Origin of the sequence: Pseudomonas salomonii, from assembly GCF_900107155.1 — a bacterium.
Taxonomy (GTDB): Bacteria; Pseudomonadota; Gammaproteobacteria; order Pseudomonadales; family Pseudomonadaceae; genus Aquipseudomonas; species Aquipseudomonas salomonii.
Window position 1 is genome coordinate 320,415 of the sequence record NZ_FNOX01000006.1, and the last position, 14,215, is coordinate 334,629.

Consider the following 14,215-nt stretch of genomic DNA (forward strand, 5'->3'; position numbering starts at 1 on the left):
GACTAGCCATCGATTCCAACAGGCACAAGGCGGCAGGGATTGTCTAGGAAACGTCCTGCAATTAAAAGGGACACGCCTTGCTGGCCCTTTACAAACCATGTCGAAAGGCCACTGACTGATCAGCCACATGGAGCAGCAGCCACAGATCTAATGTGGGAGCTGGCTTGCCTGCGATAACGGTATATCTGCACCCGATTTTCTAACTGATACACCGCCATCGCAGCGATGCGGCGACCCGACAAGCCAGCTCCCACATTTTTGACCGTGTTTAAGCCATTGCTTTTGCGGGTTTCAGGCACTCGATAGAGCGATCCACCGTGGTGCGGGCCAGCTCCAGCAAATGCCACACCCCCAGGATCTTCGCGCGTTCGGGGCTGGCGAGCATTTCACTGCAATTGAGTGTGGTGGCCGACCCTTATGAGGTGCTCTCTCGGTTGATCAGGCTATTCGCTAATTCGATATACTTTTCTTGGGCCTCATGTTGTGGCGTACCTTTTAGTTTGTTCCAAGCATCCCATTTAGCTTTTCCTGCAGAATCAGTGAAGCCAGGCCTTGCAGAGTTATTGTCACCCTGTGTGGATTGTTTGTATAACCCATACAGTTCAACAAGTTCATCATCGGCTGGTCGTTTTAATAACCGTGTGACCGCTTCCACTGCTGAGTCGAAATCTGCACTGCTCATGGTGCCTCCAAGGTATTTAACCGGGTTAGGTGTGCGCTTCAAATAGTAAGTGGCAGGCGTAGACGATACGCCTGGTATAAATGACAGTTATCAATACCTGTTGGCTATAAGCGCCACGCTTAATGGCGCTGATTTATTCGCGCAACCTCGCCTCATCCCACAAACCGAAACCCACCCGACAGTTTCTCCTTCAGATACCCCACCAACGCACTCACCGACTTCGGCACATGGGGTGAGTACGGGCGGATCAAGTAGATCTCATCGGCAAATGCGCCCTTGAGTGTCCAGCCCTTGAGCACGTGTACCAACTTGCCGCTGGCCAGGGCCGCCTGGGCGCTGAAATCCGGGAGCAGGGCGATGCCCAGGTGGTTGAGCGCCGAGTCGCGCAGGGCTTCGCTGTTGTTGGTGGAAAAGCTGCCGGCGATGGGCACGGTGGTGCGTTCGACTTTTTTGCCGCCGCGCTCGAATGTCCAGGCCGGCTGGTCGGCGCCGCGTGGGTAGTAGAGGCAGTTGTGGGCGCTGAGGTCGGCAGGCTCGCGGGGTTCGCCGTGGCGTTGCAGGTAGTCCTGGGTGGCGACCAGCACCGAGCCGGTGTCGCATAACTTCCACGCCACATGGGTCTCCGGCACCTGGAAGCCATGGCGCACCGCCAGGTCGTAACCTTCGGCTGCCAGTGAACTCAGGGCATCCGACACGTCCAGCTGTATGCGCACTTGCGGGTATAGCTGTAAAAACTCCGACAGATGCGGCACCAATTGCTGCCGCGCAAATGCCACCGGCGCGGTGAGGCGCACCAGCCCGCGAATCTCCCCGGCCGAGTCGCGCACCGACGAGAAGCTGCGGGCGATGTGTTCGTAAGCACTGCGCACTTCGCGGGTCAACGACAGCCCCGCATCAGTGAGGCGCACACTGCGCGTGGTGCGGGTGACCAGGCGGGTGCCGGTGGCCTTTTCCAGGTCCGAGATGCGCTGGCTGACCGCCGACTTGCTCACCCCCAGGCGCGCTGCGGCGGCGGTGTAGGTGCCTTGTTCTTCGAGCACCGACAACCAGTGAATATGGGTCCACAGCCCTTCGATCTCGGATTTTTCCATGGTGCTATTGTTCGCTCACAAGGACAATAAGTTCAGGATTCTGCTCTGGTTTGGAACAAACTGAAAGCCTATCGTGTGCCTCAACGCTACCCACCAGGGATCACCTGCCATGACCAGCACGATTGAGCACTACATCAACGACCAACGCGTGAGCCGCGATGATCGCTATCAAGACGTCTACAACCCAGCCACCGGCGAAATCACCGGTCGGGTCGCCCTGGCCAGCCGCCAGACCGTCGGTGAAGCCGTCGCCGCTGCCCAGGCCGCGTTCGCCGGTTGGGCCGACACACCGCCAATCCGCCGCGCTCGTGTGTTGTTCGAGTACCTGCACCTGCTGCGTGAACGCAAGGACGACCTGGCGCGCATCATCGTCGCCGAGCACGGCAAAGTCTTCACCGATGCCCAGGGTGAAGTCGACCGTGGCATTGATATTCTGGAATTTGCCTGCGGCATTCCCAACCTGCTCAAGGGCGAGCATTCCGACCAGGTTTCCCGTGGCATGGACAACTGGACGATGCGCCAGCCCTTGGGTGTGGTGGCGGGCGTCACGCCGTTCAACTTCCCGGTGATGGTACCGATGTGGATGTACCCGATCGCCATCGCGGCGGGCAACACCTTCATCCTCAAGCCCAGCCCGACCGACCCGAGCGCCTCGCTGTTCATGGCCGAGCTGCTGCGTGAAGCCGGCCTGCCCAAAGGCGTGTTCAACGTGGTGCAGGGCGACAAGGAATCGGTGGATGCCCTGCTCGAACACCCGGACGTCAAGGCCATGAGCTTCGTCGGCTCCACGCCGATTGCCCAATACATCTACGAGACCGGCGCACGCAACGGCAAGCGTGTACAAGGCCTGGGCGGCGCGAAAAACCACATGGTGGTGATGCCCGACGCCGATATCGAAAAAACCGTGGATGCGCTGATGGGCGCCGCCTACGGCAGTGCCGGCGAGCGCTGCATGGCGATCTCCGTGGCCGTGCTGGTAGGCGATGTGGGTGACAAAGTCATCGCTTCGTTGACCGAGCGCGCCAAGCACCTGCGCATCACCGACGGCCGCGATCTGAAGGCTGAAATGGGCCCGATCGTGTCGCGTGCTGCGCTGGAACGCATCAGCGGCTACATCGAACAAGGCGTGCAAGCCGGCGCGCAATTGCTGCTCGACGGGCGTGATTACGTGCCAACCGAGGCCGGCTTGGAAAACGGCTTCTGGCTCGGCGCGACCCTGTTCGACCACGTGACAAAAGATATGAGCATCTACCGCGAAGAAATCTTCGGCCCGGTGCTGGCCTGCGTGCGCGTGAATGACTTTGCCGAGGCAATCAAGCTGGTCAACGACCACGAGTTCGGCAACGGCGTCAGCTGCTTTACCCGCGACGGCAACATCGCCCGCGAATTCGCCCGGCGCATCGAAGTGGGCATGGTCGGCATCAACGTGCCGATTCCGGTGCCGATGGCCTGGCACGGCTTTGGTGGCTGGAAGAAGAGCCTGTTTGGCGACATGCATGCCTACGGCACGGAAGGTGTGCGTTTTTACACCAAGCAGAAGTCGATCATGCAGCGCTGGTCGGAGAGCATCGAGCAGGGCGCGGAGTTTGCGATGCCGGTGTCCAAGTAACTTAAATACACCGCAGGTCAATGGTGGGAGCTGGCTTGCCAGCTCCCACTTTTTTTACCGCGTTTAAGCCATAGCCCTGGCGGGCTTCAGGCATTCGATGGAGCAATCCACCGTGGTCTTGGCCATTTCCAGCAGCGTGTTGACGGCGTACTCAATATCCAATACTGTATATAAACACAGTGTTTAAGCGCTGATCAGCCAACCTCGGCATTACCAGCCACGCCAAACACTGTGTGCAAGTTAACGGATTAACTTGAATGCGCGGGCTCGCACTGTCGAGCCGCTTTTTATGAAAGAGAGGGATCTCATGTCGTATCCAGAAAGCAAGCTCACCGGCTTGACCGGTTTCGCCCTTGCGGCAAAAGTCACCGGTGGCTGGGCGGGCCAGGTGGTCAGTATCACCACGCTGGACCAACTCAAAGCCAATATTGGCGACACCACCCCGCGGGTGCTGGTGATCAACAGCAATATCTCGGCGGCAAGCCTGACCAAGGTGAACATGGGGGCTAACAAGACCCTGATCGGCTCCTTCCAGAACCGCACGCTGGAGAACATCCACCTGCGTGCCACGGCGCAGTCGCAGAATATTATTCTGCAAAACATTATCTTCAAGCATTCGGCAAGTATTAAGGCCAATGACGATATCCAGGTGTACCTGAACTATGGCAGTCAATACTGGATCGACCATTGCTCTTTTGTCGGCCACAACTGGTCTACCACGGACGGCAGTGAAGATAAACTGGTGTATATCGGTGAAAAGGCCGACTACGCGACCATCAGCAACTGCTTTTTCGGCAACCACAAATACGGTTTGATCTTCGGTCACCCGGCCGATGACAACAAATCGGAGTTTAATGGCTACCCGCGTCTTACCCTGTGCCATAACCGCTTTGACAACATGGAAGTGCGCGCGCCGGGTTTGATGCGCTACGGTTATTTCCACGTGTATAACAACTACGTGAATAACTTCCATCTGGGTTTTACCCTGGCACAGAACGCCAATATCCTTTCTGAAAGCAATTACTTCGGCGAGGGCAGCCAGAATAACGGCATGTTGGACGATAAAGGCACTGGCACGTTCACCGACACCAACAGTGTGCCCGCCATCACCCGCCAGAAGTCGCCCAATGCCAAGTGGACAGCGCGTTCCAACTATAACTACACATTGAAAACTGCCGCTCAGGCCAGGGAATTCACGCAAAAGAACGCGGGTGCTCAGGCAGTGGCGCTGGTGTTCGGTAGTTGAGTAGCTAGCTTTCTATTGATCAGGTTATTCATACGCAGTGCCACTGTTTTTATATCAAGGATATCAATACAGTGATGGCACTTGTGGCTTAAATAATTCTTCATGTTGTGATCGATAGGTTGCATGTTAAACCTTGTTTCGCACTTATAGGGCTAATAATGGCTCGCTCTTTTCAGTCGGCATCAAGTTGCTGGCTGTGAGTGTTATTTAATCTTCGCTTGTCACTAAAGCGTCAGTAAAAGGACATCATCATGAAACATGCGAATCACACACCCACTCGTTGGACTCGGGCCGATGCGCTTAAAGTTAATGAAAATGACCCGACGACCACACAGCCGTTAGTGAGTCCTGACTTTCCTGTCATGAGTGACACCCTGTTTATTTGGGACACCATGCCATTGCGTGAACTGGATGGCACGGTGGTATCGGTCGATGGTTGGTCGGTTATCTTCACCTTGACTGCAGACCGTCGCCCGCATGATCCGCAATTTATCAACGCCGATGGCCGTTACGACATCAAGCGTGATTGGGAAGACCGCCACGGCCATGCGCGTATTTGCTACTGGTACTCACGCACCGGCAAGGACTGGGTCTTCGGCGGCCGCGTGATGGCCGAAGGGGTTTCGCCGACCACTCGTGAATGGGCAGGCACGCCGATCCTGATCAACAACCACGGCGATATCGACCTGTATTACACCTGCGTAACCCCGGGGGCCACCATTGCCAAGGTCAGGGGCCGGGTGGTCACCTCCGACAGCGGCGTTACCCTTGAGGGCTTTACTGAAGTCAAACCGCTGTTCGATGCCGACGGCACGTATTACCAGACCGAAGCGCAGAACGCGACGTGGAACTTTCGCGACCCCAGCCCGTTTATCGACCCCAACGACGGCAAGTTGTACATGGTGTTTGAAGGCAATGTCGCGGGTGAACGCGGCACTCACGCGGTGGGCCCGGATGAACTCGGTCTGGTGCCGCCAGGGCATGAAGATGTCGGCGGTGCGCGGTATCAGGTCGGTTGCATTGGCATCGCCGTGGCCAAGGACCTCAGCGGTGAAGAATGGGAAATCCTGCCGCCACTGGTGACGGCGGTTGGCGTGAACGATCAAACCGAACGCCCGCATTACGTGTTCCAGGACAACCAGTACTACCTGTTTACCATCAGTCACAAGTTCACCTACGCGGACGGCGTGACGGGGCCGGATGGTGTCTACGGTTTTGTGAGCGAGCAGCTGTTTGGCCCCTATACGCCGATGAATGGCTCGGGGTTGGTACTTGGCAACCCACCGTCGCAGCCGTTCCAGACGTATTCCCATTGCGTGATGCCCAATGGCCTGGTGACGTCGTTTATCGACAGCGTGCCCACCACCGGCGACGACTATCGCATCGGCGGCACCGAGGCGCCCACGGTGAGGATTGTATTGAAGGGTGACCGCTCGTTTGTGCAGGAGGCCTACGACTACGGTTACATCCCGCCAATGCGTGATGTTGTGCTGAGTTAATCGACCTACCAATAAGAAGCCACTCATTCGAGTGGCTTTTTTATGGCTGTGAGTCAGCGCCGCCCGGCCCGGGTACTCACATCCACCCACACCGCCAGCACCAGAATGCTGCCCTTCACAATCATCTGCCAGTAACTGTCCACGTCCAGCATCGACATGCCGTTATCCAGGCTGGTAATCACCAGCGCCCCGAGTAATGCGCCATACACCGTGCCGGAGCCGCCGCGCATGGAGGTGCCGCCGATAAAACACGCGGCAATCGCATCCAGTTCGCCCATATTGCCCGCCGACGGTGAGCCCGCAGCCAGGCGTGCGGTGTTGACCAGGCCGGCGAGGGCGCACATCACGCCCATGATGCCGAAGATCCACAGTTTTACCGCCTGCACGTTAATGCCCGACAGGCGTGTGGCTTCCATATTGCTGCCCACCGCGTACACGCGGCGGCCGAACACGGTCTGGCTGGTGACGTAGCTGAACACGCCGAGCAGCACCAGCAACAGCAGCACCGGCACGGGGATGCCGTCGTAGCTGTTGAGAGTGGTGACGAACCCGGCCAGCACTGCGCCGATCACAGCCACGCGCAACAGGTCACGCACCAACGAATGCGCCGCCAGGCCATGCAGGGCGCGGTTGCGCCGTTGCTTCCAGGTCAGGAACAGGGTCAAGGCAAACAGCAACACGCCCAGCCCTACGCCGACGGCATGCGGCAAATACCCCTGGCCCACATACACCAGCGACGGCGACACCGGCGCAATGGTGGTGCCGCCGGTAATCCCCAGCAGAATCCCGCGAAACGCCAACATGCCGCCCAGGCCGACAATGAACGAGGGGATGCGCAGGTAGGCGGTCATGTAGCCGTTGGCCAGGCCGATCATCAAGCCGCACAGCGCCACCAGGCTCAGGTTGGCGAGCAGCGGAATGTGGTAGACCACGTCCAGAATCGCCGCCAGCCCGCCCAATAACCCCAGCAGTGAACCCACCGACAAATCGATCTCGCCGCTGATGATCACCAGCACCATGCCGCACGCCAGGATCCCGGTGATCGACATCTGCCGCAGCAGGTTGGACAGGTTGCGCGGCGTGAGAAAGCCGCCCTCGGTCTGCCAGCTGAAAAACACCCAGATGATCGCCACCGCAATCACCAGGGCGAGCATTTTGTAGCGGGTAAAAAGCAGTTTGACCTGATTCATCTACGCGGTTTTCCGGTGGTTATTGTTATGGCTGAGCGCGGCGGCGAGCACCTGTTCCTGGGTGAGCCCTTCATTGATGAAATCGCCGCGCAACTGGCCGTCGCCAATCACCAGCACGCGGTTGGAAACCCCCAGCACTTCGGCCAGTTCCGAAGAGACCATGATGATCGACACGCCTTCGGCGGCCAGCGCGCCCATCAGTTTGTAGATCTCGTACTTGGCGCCCACATCCACGCCGCGCGTGGGCTCGTCGAGGATCAGCACGCGGGGCTTGGCCATGAGCATTTTCGCCAGCACGGCCTTTTGCTGGTTGCCGCCGGACAGGCTGGTGATCGGCAAAAACGGGCTGGCGGTCTTGAGGTGCAGGCGCGCGATTTGCTGGTCGATGCTGCCCAGTTCGGCTTCGGCGTCGATGCGGGTCATATGGGCGTAGCGGTCGAGCACCGCCAGGGTGATGTTCTGGCCCACGCCGAAGTCGGGGATGATGCCCTGGCGCTTGCGGTCTTCGGGCACCATGCACAGCCCGGCGCGGATCGATTTGAGCGGCGTGCGCGTGTCGATCAGTTGCCCGTCCAGCCACACCTCGGCGCTGTAGCGGCCGGGGTAGGCGCCGAACAAGGCCGACACCAGTTCCGTGCGCCCGGCACCCACCAGCCCGGCAATGCCGAGGATTTCCCCGCGCTTGAGCACGAAAGAAACATCGTCCACCCGTTTGCGTTTGGGGTTGTCGACGTCATAGCAGGTGACGTTGCGTGCCTCGAAAATCACCTCGCCGACGGCATGGGGCTCGGTGGGGTAAAGGTTGCTCATCTCGCGGCCGACCATCTGCGTGATGATCTGCGCGATATCCATGTCGGCCATGGCCGTGGTCGCGATGTGCTTGCCATCGCGAATCACTGCGATGGTGTCGCACACGGCCGCCACCTCATCGAGCTTGTGGGAGATGTACACGCAGGCCACGCCCTTGGCCTTGAGGCCTCGGATAATGTCGAGCAGCACTTCGATTTCCGAACGGGTCAGGGCCGAGGAGGGCTCGTCGAGGATCAACAGGCGCGCCTGTTTGTTCAGCGCCTTGGCGATTTCCACCAGTTGCTGGTAACCGCCGCCGTATTGCGACACCGGCAGCGCCACATTCATGTCCGGCACCTTGAGTTCGCGCATCAGCGTTTCGGCGCGCTGCAGCATGGCCGGGTAGTTCATGCGCCCACCGGGCAAGGTCAGTTCGTGGCCCATGAAGATGTTTTCGGCCACCGACAAGTCCGGCACCAGGGTCAGCTCCTGGTGAATAATGACGATGCCGGCGGCCTCGGTTTCGCTGATGGAATGGGCTTTAAGCGGCTGCCCGTCCCAGAGGATTTCGCCCTCCCAGGTGCCATACGGGTAGACCGCCGACAGCACCTTCATCAAGGTGGATTTACCGGCGCCGTTTTCACCGCACAGGCCGACGCATTCCCCCGGCCGTACCTTGATATCGATGCCGTTCAGGGCGTTGACACCGCCAAACGTTTTGACGATGCCGTTCATTTGCAGCAAGTAGTCGGCCATGGCGTTCACTGCCCGGCAATCTGCTCTTTGGTATAGAAACCGTCCTTCTCCAACAGGTCGATATTGGCCTTGGTCAGTGGGGTCGGCGTGAGCAGGATGGTGTCGACTTTTTTGCTGCCATTGTCGTATTGCGAGCTGTAGGTGGGTTTTTCATTCCGCGCCAGTTGCACCGAGAGTTTCGCGGCTTCGGTGGCGATCAGCTTGAGCGGCTTGTACACGGTCATGGTCTGGGTGCCGTCGATCACGCGCTTGACGGCGGCGAGGTCGGCGTCCTGGCCGGAGATTGGCACCTTGCCCGCGAGCTTCTGCGCGGCCAGGGCCTGGATCGCGCCGCCGGCGGTGGCGTCGTTGGAGGCCACAATGGCGTCAATCTTGTTGTCGTTTCGGGTCAGGGCGTTTTCAACGATGCTCAGGGCCTCGGTGGGGTTCCATTCCTTGACCCACTGTTGGCCGACAATCTTGATATCGCCCTTGTCGATGGCCGGCTGCAGCACCTTCATCTGGCCTTCGCGAAGTACCTTGGCGTTGTTGTCGGTGGGGGCGCCGCCGAGCAAAAAGTAGTTGCCCTTGGGCGCCGCTTGCAGCACGCCGTTGGCCTGCATCTCGCCGACTTTTTCGTTATCGAAGGAGATGTAGGCGTCAATGTCGGCGTTGAGGATCAGGCGGTCATAGGACACCACTTTGATCCCGGCCTTCTTGGCCTCGGCGACGGCGTTGGTCAGCACGGTGGCGTTGAACGGCACGATGACGATCACGTCGACTCCACGGGAGATGAGGTTTTCGATCTGGGAGATTTGCTTCTGCTCGTTGGCATCGGCCGACTGCACAAATACCTTGGCATCGAGCTTTTCGGCGGCGGCGACGAAGTAGTCGCGGTCGCGGGACCAGCGCTCCAGGCGCAGGTCGTCAATGGAAAAGCCGATTTTCGGGTGGGCGGAGTCGGCCATCACCGGCAGGGCGAGCAGGGCCAGGGCAGAAGCAAGCAGGGTGCGTTTGAATGCTTTCATGGTGGTGCGTCCTTTTATTGTTGTTGGAAAGACACTTACTTGATGAATGTACCGTACCTGTGGCGAGCGGGCTTGCCCCGCGTTGGGCTGCGAAGCGGCCCTGAAACCAGGCGATGCGGTGTATCTGTTAAAACCGAGTTGCCAGTAACAGGGGCCGCTTCGCGCCCCAACGCGGGGCAAGCCCGCTCGCCACAGAGGTCCGCTCGCCACAAAAGCAGCGGGCGGTCAGGTGTAGATAAACCGGTTGACCAGGCCTTCGAGCATCTCCTGACGGCCACTCACGGCCTGCGGGTTCAGCTCATGGGCAAACGCGTGCTCCGCCAACGATTCCAGGCTGAATTCACCGGTCAACACCGCCTGGCCCAAGGGCTGCTGCCACCCGGCATAACGCTGGTCCTTGAACTGCTGCAAGCGGTCGTTCTGCACCATGGCAGCAGCGCGTTCCAGGGACAGGGCCAGCACATCCATGGCCGCGACATGCCCGTGGAACAGGTCAACCTCATCCAGGCTCTGGCGACGCACCTTGGAATCAAAATTGTAGCCGCCGTTCTTGAAACCCCCGGCCTTGAGGATTTCATAGGTGGCCAGGGTCATTTCCTCGACACTGTTGGGGAACTGGTCGGTGTCCCAGCCGTTCTGCGGGTCGCCACGGTTGGCGTCGATGCTGCCGAAAATTCCGAGGGACACGGCGGTGGCAATTTCATGGTGAAAACTGTGCCCGGCCAGGGTCGCGTGGTTGGCCTCGATGTTCACTTTTATCTCGTGTTCCAGGCCGAACTCATGCAGGAAACCGAACACCGTGGCGCTGTCGTAATCGTACTGGTGCTTGGTCGGCTCCTGGGGCTTGGGTTCGATCAGCAAATCACCTTTAAAACCGATCTTGTACTTGTGCTCCACCACCATGCGCATAAAGCGCCCGAGCTGTTCGCGCTCGCGCTTGAGGTCGGTGTTGAGCAGGGTCTCGTAGCCTTCGCGACCGCCCCACAGCACATAGTTGGCGCCCTTGAGGCGTTGGGTGGCGTTCATCGCGCTGAACACTTGGGCGGCCGCGTAGGCGAACACCTCCGGGTCCGGGTTGCTGGCGGCGCCGGCGGCAAAACGCGGGTGGCTGAAGCAGTTGGCGGTGCCCCACAGCAACTGAATGCCGGTCTGTTCCTGATGGCGCTCAAGGTGGTCGACCATCTGGGCAAAGTGGTTGCGGTATTCCTTGAGCGAGCTGCCTTCGGGCGCCACATCGGTGTCGTGAAAGCTGTAGTAATCAATGCCCAGTTTGGAGAAAAACTCGAACGCCGCTTCAGCCTTGCCGATGGCCACGTCCATCGGCTCACCGCTGCGCTGCCACGGGCGCTTGAAGGTGCCCATGCCGAACATGTCCGCCCCCGGCCACACAAAGGTGTGCCAGTAGCAGGCGGCCATGCGCAGGTGTTCACGCATGGGCTTGCCGAGGATCAGTTTGTTGGCATCGTAATGGCGAAAGGCGAGGGGGGCGTCGCTGCTGGGGCCTTCGAAGCGAACCTTCTCGACACCTGGGAAGTACGGCATGGCGTTTTCCTTATTGTTCTTGGCGGTGCCCCGATACTAGCAACGGCATTGGGACTGCCGATTATGAAAATCACCAGGACGTAGTGCGATTTTGACCAGCCGGGGCTAGTCTGTAGGGACCGGCCCCAGGATAAAAACAATGAAAACCCTACCGCCCGTGCACCGCATTGCCCTGTTGTTCAATGGCAGCAAAATCTACGATCGCGGCATCATCACTGGCATCGGCAATTACCTGAGCAGCACGCGTGTGTCCTGGGACTTGTTCCTGGAGGAAGACTTTTTGTGCCGCTTGAGAGGCATCGAGCGCTGGCAGGGCGACGGCATCATTGCCGACTTCGATGACCCGCTGATCGGCGAGGCGCTCGCCGATATTCATTTGCCGGTGGTGGCGGTGGGCGGCTCCTATCAGGATGCACGCGCCTACCCCAAGGGCATTCCCTATGTGGCCACCGATAACCATGCGCTGATCAAGTTGGCGTACGAACACTTGATCGAGGCTGGCCTGACCCGCTTTGCCTGTTTCAGCCTGCCCGAAGCCCAGGCCAACCGCTGGGCGCAGGAGCGCGAGAAAGCCTTTCGCCGCCTGATGCAACGCGATGGTTTGCAGGTTGAGATTTACCGTGGGCTGGGCACCAGTGCGCCGCTGTGGGACAGCGCGGTGGAGCAGCAGATTGCCTGGCTGCAAGCCTTGCCCAAGCCCATCGGCATCATCGCCGTCACCGACGCCCGCGCCCGGCAATTGCTGCAAGCCTGCCTGACCGCCGGCATCGCGGTGCCGGAAGAAGTGGCGTTGATCGGCATCGACAACGACCCGCTGACCCGTACCCTCACGCGCGTGCCGCTCAGCTCGGTGATCCAGGGCACCGAGACCATGGGCCGCACGGCCGCCGCGCTGTTGCACCAGATGCTGCACGGCAAACCCTGCGCGGGCACGCAGATCCTGGTGCCGCCGGATGCGATCAATGTGCAGGCCTCCAGTTTGCATCAACCCTTGGGCAACCCGTATGTGATGCAGGCACTGCTGTTTATCCGCCAGTACGCCTGCCAGGGCATCAAGACCGCGCAGGTGGCGGCGTATGTGGGTGTATCGCGCTCATCCCTGGAGTCGCACTTTCGCAAGGTGCGTGGGTGCAGCGTGCATGACGAGATTCTGCGCTTCAAACTTGCGGCGGCGGCCAAGGGCCTGGAAGACCATGCATTGGCGATCGCCGACGTTGCCCACAATTGCGGCTTTAAATCGGCGCAGTACCTGCACACGGTGTTTCGGCGAGAGTTTGGCTGTACGCCGCGCGAGTACCAGCATGGCGCAAGTACACCGTAGAACAACGGAGGGAGCTGGCTAAGATAGTTCCCACGTTCCACGTGGGAATGCATCCCGTGACGCTCCGCGTCACACATGCGCAGGGGGCGGGACGCGGAGCGTCCCATGAGGCATTCCCACGCGGAGCGTGGGAACGATCCTCATTTCAGGCTTTTAGAAGACGGCTTTGACCTGCAAACCCAGCACCAGCGCGTTATCGATGTCCTCACCGGAAAACGCCCCCGGCTCGATAATGTATTGCACATCCGGGCGCAGCGTCAGCCACGGCGTGGCCTGATAGCCATAACTGAGTTCGATCAATTGCTCGGCGTTGTTCAGGCTGGGGTAGTCCGCACCGGCATTGAACGCCGCCAACTCTTGCACCTCACGGCTACGTGGGTTCGGCACCGCGCGGCCATAACCCAGGGCGACGGTGTCGCGTGGGCGACCTTCAAACGGTTTGTACAGCACCACGCCCGCGCCGTACCACTTGCTGAACGGCGAGGCGGCTTCACTGGCCGCCGAATACTGGCCGAACGCGTGCAGCACACGGCCTGCGGATGTGCCGGAAGCCCAGATGGCCTGGTCGATCAGCAGGTAATGGCCGCCGCGCCCGTTGACGTCTTTGTTGCTGCCGATGCGCTTCACATTGGAGCTGTCGTAGTAATAGCCCAGCTTGTACTCACCCGGCAGCGTGCCCGCGTGCTTGTACACCAGCTCGATCGGCACCACGGTGCCAGTGGTGTGCTTGGGGGTAAGGCGCCAGGCACGGCTGGAGTTGCCGTTGCTGTCGGGGTCGACATTGAAGGCCGCCACGCGCAGCTGCCAGTTTGGCGAAAAGTCGTATTTCACCCGCGCCCCCAGGCGTGCATTCGGGTAGTTGGTCCAGCCGCTGCCACCAGACATGTTCAGCGGGTGCCCGCAGAAACCGGCGTTCATGAAGTTGCACAGGATGCCGCTGTCGAGGCCGCCGAGGTCGTTGCCCATTGCCATGTAACCGAGCTTGATGTTCAGCGCGGGCGTGAACAGCGTGCGCTCGTAGCTCAGCTCGGTGAGACGGGTGTAGAGGCCGCCGTAGTTTTCCTGGATCGGCAGGCGGTTGCCCACCAGGTCTTCGGAGGCGCTGTTGCCGCGCCGGTCGTTGATGGTCAGTTGAATGCGCTCGCCGTTGGTCAAGCCGTAGAGCTTGCCGAGGTCGAACTGCACACCGAGCTTGATGTTCTGCGAGTAGCGCGCCGAGCGGTGTTGGCCGCCGTCGGCGTTGTAGGCGGTCTCGCCGCTGTAGTCGCCGGTGAAGCGGATGCCTTGCTCGTCGAGTTCACGGCGCAGGCCGCCCCAGTCGCCGGTGAGGGTGGTGTCGTCGGCTTGCACGGGCAGGGCGGCAGCAAAGGCCAGGCCCAGCACCAGGCGGCCCAAGGGCATAGGAGAAGTGAGGGGCATGCGTGGACTTCCAAACTGCATGTAGAGAAAAGCGCGCGGTGCGGGGAGCACCGCGCGAACAGAG

Annotated in this window: 11 protein-coding genes and 1 pseudogene; 4 read left to right on the forward strand and 8 right to left on the reverse strand. The window is 60.0% G+C overall.

Annotation, left to right across the window (positions count from 1 at the left end; genetic code table 11):
- Positions 1–268: 268 nt before the first annotated feature.
- The 3 genes and pseudogenes from BLV67_RS33680 to BLV67_RS15990 form a co-directional block, all read right to left on the reverse strand.
- Positions 269–412: pseudogene (locus tag BLV67_RS33680) on the reverse strand (DUF6124 family protein); the annotation flags it as partial.
- Positions 413–415: 3 nt separating this feature from the next.
- Positions 416–682, reverse strand: coding sequence for an acyl-CoA-binding protein (locus BLV67_RS15985; protein WP_074854482.1), 267 nt, complete (start codon positions 680–682; stop codon positions 416–418).
- Between the two features lie 152 nt (positions 683–834).
- The gene (locus tag BLV67_RS15990) at positions 835–1,773 is read right to left on the reverse strand and encodes a LysR family transcriptional regulator (protein WP_056861840.1); all 939 of its coding nucleotides are present in this window, start codon (positions 1,771–1,773) and stop codon (positions 835–837) included.
- A gap of 109 nt (positions 1,774–1,882) precedes the next feature.
- On the opposite strand from BLV67_RS15990, the gene BLV67_RS15995 reads away from it, so the two are divergent.
- The 3 genes from BLV67_RS15995 to BLV67_RS16005 all read left to right on the forward strand — a co-directional run bounded on the left by BLV67_RS15995 (position 1,883) and on the right by BLV67_RS16005 (position 6,127).
- Positions 1,883–3,382 carry a CoA-acylating methylmalonate-semialdehyde dehydrogenase gene (locus tag BLV67_RS15995; protein ID WP_056861841.1) on the forward strand — a complete coding sequence of 500 codons (1,500 nt, stop codon included), beginning with the start codon at positions 1,883–1,885 and terminating at the stop codon, positions 3,380–3,382.
- A 307-nt stretch (positions 3,383–3,689) separates the two neighbouring features.
- Positions 3,690–4,628 (forward strand): pectate lyase family protein, encoded by a 939-nt coding sequence (locus tag BLV67_RS16000; RefSeq protein WP_065932163.1) that lies wholly within the window; start codon positions 3,690–3,692, stop codon positions 4,626–4,628.
- A gap of 251 nt (positions 4,629–4,879) precedes the next feature.
- Positions 4,880–6,127 (forward strand): glycoside hydrolase family 68 protein, encoded by a 1,248-nt coding sequence (locus BLV67_RS16005; protein WP_069787253.1) that lies wholly within the window; start codon positions 4,880–4,882, stop codon positions 6,125–6,127.
- Positions 6,128–6,180: 53 nt separating this feature from the next.
- Here the strand turns inward: BLV67_RS16005 and BLV67_RS16010 are convergent, their stop codons facing one another.
- The 4 genes from BLV67_RS16010 to xylA all read right to left on the reverse strand — a co-directional run bounded on the left by BLV67_RS16010 (position 6,181) and on the right by xylA (position 11,411).
- Positions 6,181–7,317: a sugar ABC transporter permease gene (locus BLV67_RS16010; protein WP_056861844.1), complete on the reverse strand. Its 1,137-nt coding sequence runs from the start codon at positions 7,315–7,317 to the stop codon at positions 6,181–6,183.
- Entirely contained in the window at positions 7,318–8,862 is a 1,545-nt protein-coding gene (xylG, locus tag BLV67_RS16015) for a D-xylose ABC transporter ATP-binding protein (RefSeq protein ID WP_069787256.1), read from the reverse strand. It abuts the gene before it with no gap.
- Positions 8,863–8,867: 5 nt separating this feature from the next.
- The gene (gene xylF, locus BLV67_RS16020; protein ID WP_056861846.1) at positions 8,868–9,869 is read right to left on the reverse strand and encodes a D-xylose ABC transporter substrate-binding protein; all 1,002 of its coding nucleotides are present in this window, start codon (positions 9,867–9,869) and stop codon (positions 8,868–8,870) included.
- A 225-nt stretch (positions 9,870–10,094) separates the two neighbouring features.
- A complete protein-coding gene (xylA, locus tag BLV67_RS16025; RefSeq protein ID WP_069787252.1) occupies positions 10,095–11,411 on the reverse strand; it encodes a xylose isomerase in 1,317 nt (438 codons plus the stop codon).
- A 139-nt stretch (positions 11,412–11,550) separates the two neighbouring features.
- Here xylA and BLV67_RS16030 point away from each other — a divergent pair, with 139 nt between their 5' ends.
- On the forward strand, positions 11,551–12,732 hold the full coding sequence (locus tag BLV67_RS16030; protein WP_069787251.1) for a XylR family transcriptional regulator: 1,182 nt from the start codon (positions 11,551–11,553) through the stop codon (positions 12,730–12,732).
- A 153-nt stretch (positions 12,733–12,885) separates the two neighbouring features.
- Here BLV67_RS16030 and BLV67_RS16035 read toward each other — a convergent pair whose 3' ends face one another.
- Positions 12,886–14,151 carry a carbohydrate porin gene (locus BLV67_RS16035; protein ID WP_069787250.1) on the reverse strand — a complete coding sequence of 422 codons (1,266 nt, stop codon included), beginning with the start codon at positions 14,149–14,151 and terminating at the stop codon, positions 12,886–12,888.
- Positions 14,152–14,215: the final 64 nt, after the last annotated feature.

Bases quoted from the DNA above. Each gene is read 5' to 3' on its own strand.
- BLV67_RS15985 (WP_074854482.1), bottom strand. From the start codon at position 682: ATGAGCAGTGCAGATTTCGACTCAGCAGTGGAAGCGGTCACACGGTTA.
- BLV67_RS15990 (WP_056861840.1), bottom strand. From the start codon at position 1,773: ATGGAAAAATCCGAGATCGAAGGGCTGTGGACCCATATTCACTGGTTG.
- BLV67_RS15995 (WP_056861841.1), top strand. From the start codon at position 1,883: ATGACCAGCACGATTGAGCACTACATCAACGACCAACGCGTGAGCCGC.
- BLV67_RS16000 (WP_065932163.1), top strand. From the start codon at position 3,690: ATGTCGTATCCAGAAAGCAAGCTCACCGGCTTGACCGGTTTCGCCCTT.
- BLV67_RS16005 (WP_069787253.1), top strand. From the start codon at position 4,880: ATGAAACATGCGAATCACACACCCACTCGTTGGACTCGGGCCGATGCG.
- BLV67_RS16010 (WP_056861844.1), bottom strand. From the start codon at position 7,317: ATGAATCAGGTCAAACTGCTTTTTACCCGCTACAAAATGCTCGCCCTG.
- xylG (WP_069787256.1), bottom strand. From the start codon at position 8,862: ATGGCCGACTACTTGCTGCAAATGAACGGCATCGTCAAAACGTTTGGC.
- xylF (WP_056861846.1), bottom strand. From the start codon at position 9,869: ATGAAAGCATTCAAACGCACCCTGCTTGCTTCTGCCCTGGCCCTGCTC.
- xylA (WP_069787252.1), bottom strand. From the start codon at position 11,411: ATGCCGTACTTCCCAGGTGTCGAGAAGGTTCGCTTCGAAGGCCCCAGC.
- BLV67_RS16030 (WP_069787251.1), top strand. From the start codon at position 11,551: ATGAAAACCCTACCGCCCGTGCACCGCATTGCCCTGTTGTTCAATGGC.
- BLV67_RS16035 (WP_069787250.1), bottom strand. From the start codon at position 14,151: ATGCCCCTCACTTCTCCTATGCCCTTGGGCCGCCTGGTGCTGGGCCTG.